Source organism: Variovorax sp. P4_D9, assembly GCF_056401695.1.
Genome location: NZ_JBFUIU010000711.1, coordinates 1 through 4476, shown reverse-complemented (window position 1 = coordinate 4476; position 4476 = coordinate 1). Strand labels below are relative to the sequence as shown.

The 4476-nt window shown below is 63.3% G+C and carries 7 protein-coding genes; 5 read left to right on the top strand and 2 right to left on the bottom strand.

From position 1 onward, the window contains the following. Both AC1DY5_RS43290 and AC1DY5_RS43285 read left to right on the top strand, forming a co-directional pair. Positions 1 to 924: phosphoadenosine phosphosulfate reductase domain-containing protein (locus AC1DY5_RS43290; RefSeq protein WP_478120579.1), on the top strand; the 924-nt coding region annotated here is incomplete at its 5' end. A gap of 8 nt (positions 925 to 932) precedes the next feature. Beyond that, positions 933 to 1193: a hypothetical protein gene (locus tag AC1DY5_RS43285; protein WP_478120578.1), complete on the top strand. Its 261-nt coding sequence runs from the start codon at positions 933 to 935 to the stop codon at positions 1191 to 1193. An 89-nt stretch (positions 1194 to 1282) separates the two neighbouring features. On the opposite strand, the gene AC1DY5_RS43280 is transcribed toward AC1DY5_RS43285, so the two are convergent. Next, a complete protein-coding gene (locus AC1DY5_RS43280; RefSeq protein WP_478120577.1) occupies positions 1283 to 1834 on the bottom strand; it encodes an H-NS family nucleoid-associated regulatory protein in 552 nt (183 codons plus the stop codon). Positions 1835 to 2139: 305 nt separating this feature from the next. Here AC1DY5_RS43280 and AC1DY5_RS43275 point away from each other — a divergent pair, with 305 nt between their 5' ends. Continuing rightward, the gene (locus AC1DY5_RS43275; protein ID WP_478120576.1) at positions 2140 to 2334 is read left to right on the top strand and encodes a hypothetical protein; all 195 of its coding nucleotides are present in this window, start codon (positions 2140 to 2142) and stop codon (positions 2332 to 2334) included. Between the two features lie 146 nt (positions 2335 to 2480). Here the strand turns inward: AC1DY5_RS43275 and AC1DY5_RS43270 are convergent, their stop codons facing one another. Continuing rightward, complete coding sequence (locus tag AC1DY5_RS43270) at positions 2481 to 2723, bottom strand: hypothetical protein (RefSeq protein ID WP_478120575.1); 243 nt, start codon at positions 2721 to 2723, stop codon at positions 2481 to 2483. 213 nt (positions 2724 to 2936) lie between these two features. Between AC1DY5_RS43270 and AC1DY5_RS43265 the strand changes: the two genes are divergently transcribed. Together AC1DY5_RS43265 and AC1DY5_RS43260 are read left to right on the top strand one after the other, a co-directional pair. Next, positions 2937 to 3734, top strand: coding sequence for a Mom family adenine methylcarbamoylation protein (locus tag AC1DY5_RS43265; protein ID WP_478120574.1), 798 nt, complete (start codon positions 2937 to 2939; stop codon positions 3732 to 3734). 410 nt (positions 3735 to 4144) lie between these two features. Then, positions 4145 to 4444 (top strand): hypothetical protein, encoded by a 300-nt coding sequence (locus AC1DY5_RS43260; protein ID WP_478120573.1) that lies wholly within the window; start codon positions 4145 to 4147, stop codon positions 4442 to 4444. The last annotated feature ends 32 nt before the right edge of the window (positions 4445 to 4476 follow it).

Genomic DNA, 4476 nt, shown 5'->3' with positions numbered 1-4476 from the left:
GGCAAGGACAGCCTGGCCGCCGTGCTTCATCTGCTGGAGCTGGGAGTGCCGGCGAGCAAGATCGAACTGCACCATCACAACGTCGACGGCGATCCGCAAGCTGGTGAGGGTCTGATGGACTGGCCGGTGACCCTTGCCTATGGCCAGGCCGTCGCGGGCCACCTGGGGATGGAGTTCGTGACCTCCTGGCGCGAAGGCGGCATCGAACGCGAGATGACCCGCGCAGAGACGCGAACTGCGCCGGTGGTGTTCTACAAGGAGGGCCAGCGAATCGAAGTCGGCGGCGTAAACGGGCCGCTCGGCACGCGGCGCAAGTTCCCTCAGCAAAGCGCCTCTCTGGCAACGAGGTGGTGCAGCTCGGCCGCCAAGATCGACGTAGGTGCGTCGTACCTGCGCAATGACCCGAAGTTTCGACATCAGCGCACGCTGGTGGTGACCGGCGAGCGAGCCGAGGAGTCCAGCTCGCGTGCGCGCTATGCCACCTTCGAGACGCACCGCACGGACAGCCGCAACGGAAAGAGCGCGCGTCACATCGACCACTGGCGCGCCGTTCATGGCTGGTCCGAGAAGCGAGTCTGGGAGATCATTGAACGGCACCGCCTGCAGGTTCACCCCGCATACGAATTAGGATACGGACGCGTTTCATGCCAGTTTTGTATCTTCGGCTCGAAAGATCAGTGGGCAACGAATCGAAAGATCGCCCCGGCCGGCTTCGCCAAGATCGCCTGCTACGAGCATGACTTCGGCGTGACGATCCATCGCAAGCTCGCCGTAGGCCCGTTGGCCGATTTGGGAACGCCCTACGCCGCGGCGAACGGCCTCTGGGTCGAACGCGCGATGTCAACGACCTTCAACGCGCCGATCGTTGTCGCCGATTGGAAGCTTCCAGCCGGGGCGTTCGGCGAGAGCTGCGGCCCTACCTGAACAAGAACATGAGCACGACCACCCACTCTGACGTGCCGCGCTCGCTTCGGGCATCTGTGCGCAACCCGTTGATCGAGCTGCCGGCCGCCCGCGAGATTCAAGCGCTGCCCGAGGACACCCGCAAGCACCTTCGCGCCCTGCTGCTCGACATCCGCGCCAGTGCACAGGCCAAGGCGCAGCACTCGTGGCGGTTCTCGAAGGCCCCGATGGCTTTCTACTGGAAGGTGGTCGCGGTCTACGCTGGCCACATTGCGCGGCTACTGCGGTAGACGCCACGGCAATCCGGTGGGTTGGGAGATCGCCCAAAGGCTCTGCCGTGTTCTGCCGGTCGGTCAATCCCCCGACGCGGCGTGCACACTCAGCCCTTCATATCTTCCAGCGTCTTCCCGCCGGCGAGCGCCTCCTTGAGCCAGCGCGGCTGCGGACCACGACCAGTCCACGAATTGCCGGCGCCATCCTGAAACAGCACTGTCGATGGCCGGCGCTTTGACTTGGCCCGCTTTGCTGCCTTGGCGCCCTTGGCCTTCACTGGCGCAGCAGATTCTCCGGCCGGGACGGCGGCCGCACCTGGCGCCGCGAGGAACGACTCCAGCGAAGCTCCGCCGGCGATCGCTTCACGCAACCATCGCGGGCGCGGACCCCGGCCCGACCAGGCCTGCCCGTTGCCATTGCTGTACTTCGCGCTGGATGAGGCCTTGCCGAACGCTTTCGCCTTGACCTTGCTCTTGCCCGAGGCCTTCCCGCGGGCGGGACCGCCGGCCAGGCCGAGTTGTTCCGCTGTCAGGCCGTAGTGCGCGATCGCCACTTTGATGCGATCGATGACGCCGCCCAGTTCTTTCGTGCGAAGTGCATCGGACTCCTTTTGGAGCTTCGCGATGGATTTCTGAATCTGGGAATAGGTCTGAGTCATGAGTGAGTTTGCTCGTTTAATTTGGGGGGTCTTAGCTTAATCCCAATTGCCTTTCGCTAGCGACAGATGAACGAGTCTGCCAATACGGGCTCATTCCCGGCCCGAAATAGCCGGTTCACGGAAGGCGAAGGAACCCTGCCCAACGACGGCACCGAATTCCGCTTCCTGCCTCACCTGGAGGCGTTGCTGCGCGAGTTCCCCACCGTACTATTGCCAACATGGCCGCGTCTTATTCCAACCTCCGAACCCCCCTCGTACTAAACGTTGCCTTGCTCGATCCCTGGAGGGATGGCACCGGACCCACGTTGTCGATCACTCTTCCCACATGGCAAACTGGGGCGCCGGATGCAACGTTTGAGAATCGCGACCAGCAGTTGATCGCGCTCGAGGACATCGTCAACGAGTTTGCCCGCGGTAAAAGCGGAAAGCTCTTGGTCGCAGCGTTCTTTGACCGCGCGGCTCAGACTCTTCGCGACGCGGCTCGGCGCGATAACGAATAGTTCTCAAATCCAGCGGGCTTTTGCACCCTTTCGCGCTGTGGATATGGGCTCGTACCTCGCCTGGCCGCTTGACGGACGCGGGCTTGCGGGGAGCCTCTCGGCCCAGCGGAGCCGAGYAGACGGTAGAGCACCCAATCCATGAGCCGTCAGTGCGGGCGTCCCGTGGGCACGTCGTTCCCGCCTTCCAAGTGGTCGGCCATTTCGCGCAGTAGGCGCGGAACTTCGCGGGGAAACTCACTGTTCTCCGTGAGCGTCTCCAGAGCTTGAATCGAATAGCCGCTGCCGCTCGGCCCGCCGACGACAATCAGCACGACTGCGCTGGCCTGGGTTTCCGCTCGCACACGCGCGCAAAGTTGGTCGTACTTGCTGGCGTCCATTGCCATGGTCATGGTGGGGCTTCCTTCGTTCTCGTGTGACTCAACAGGCACTCAGCTTAACGGCTGAGCGACGTGGCCGGGCAGCGTGCCGGCAAGGGGCGCCGACCATCACGAGAACAAGGAATTTGACCTAGAGCTGGCGGTGTAGATCCGAGGACGCCGCAGCAGCTGCAATTGTGTGTCGGAGACCTTACGCGATCGCGATGCACCCGGTATCTTGGTTGCATGACAACCGGTATCAAAGTTCTTCCAACCCAACATCCAAGTCAGCTCGAGCTCCACTGCCAGCGCTGGCACCACCGCCGCGCAAGCTACCGACCCGCCGGCGAGATCTTCGACCCCAATCGTGCGAGCGTCGAGCCGATCGAAGAGCGCGAAGCGAAAGCCTTCGTCGAGTCGATGCACTATTCGGGCAGCTATCCCGCGGCGCGCTTCCGCGCCGGCGTGTTCATCAAGGAGCCGTTCCAAAAGGCCCGCCTCGCCGGTGTTGGCGTGTTCAGCGTTCCGATGAACCAGAAGGTGATCCMCGCCTACTTCCAGGACCTCGCGCCAGCGGCCGGTGTCGAGCTGGGGAGATTCGTGCTCGCGGAAGAGCTCGCCGCCAATGCTGAGTCCTGGGCCCTTGCTCGCATGAAGAAGCTGCTGCGCCAGGCCCTGCCGGCCGTGCGCGGCGTGGTCGCCTACTCGGACCCGATCGAGCGGCGTGATGAAGCGGGCGAGCTTGTGAAGCGTGGCCACGTGGGCACGATCTACAACGCCACCAACGCCGCATATCGCGGCCTGTCGAGCGCACGAACTCTCTGGCTCGCACCCAATGGTGCCAGTCTTGCAGATCGGCTGCTCTCGAAGGTGCGCAACTCCGAGATCGGCGAGCGCTACGCGATGGAGCGGCTGGCCGCCCTGGGCGCCCCACGGCGCCAGCCCCACGAGGACGGCGCCGCTTACGTGCGCCGGCTCAAAGAGAGCCGGTGGCTACGGCCGATGCGGCATCCCGGGAATCACGCATTCACCTGGACGCTGTAGGCACCACCCGCCACTTCGTCGGGAGGGCGGCCGTACCCTTAAGGGTTTTGCCCGGGCTGCTTAGGGGTGCCTTGACCGGGCTGTTGTCCAGGCTGCTGCTTGCCAGGATCTTGCTGCTGTTGCCCCGGATTGCTCGGACTGCCCTGTCCGGGCTGTTGCTTTCCTGGGTCTTGCTGCTGCTGACCGGGATTGGACGGCTGATTGCCGGTCTGGTTGGGGTTCTGGGCTTGTTGGTCTGCCATGTGACTGCCTCTTTAGTACATCGGAGCAAAGGCGCTCCGAAGCCAGCATGGACACTTGTTCACCCACCCCAGTAGTCGCACATCTAGTCATTTCGTAGGACGGATTTTTGCCCTCACACCAGCACTTGCACTTACGAAATCACGAACCGTTCTGTATCTTGGTTTTCAATGAACCTGAACGCCCAAGAACTACAAGCCGTCGAACGCGCCGAAGCTGAGTTGGTCGACGAGAGCGCAACCTTCTTTGCACCTGTCAGCAGCGACCTCCTGGATGGCCTGCTGGGAGAGTACCAGTCCATTCGCAAGAGCGTCGAGGAGCTTGGCGCTGCGCTCCATGGCGGTGGGCTTCGGACTGCGATGACCTACTTCCTGGAAGCGAGCGAGGAGCGCGGGCGACGCATCTCGATGGACTCGCTCGCCGACGTGCCCGCCGCGATCTCCGTGCTCGATGCGGGCTACTTGTCGTAGGCCCTCTCGCTCACCGACGTGCTGGACTGCAT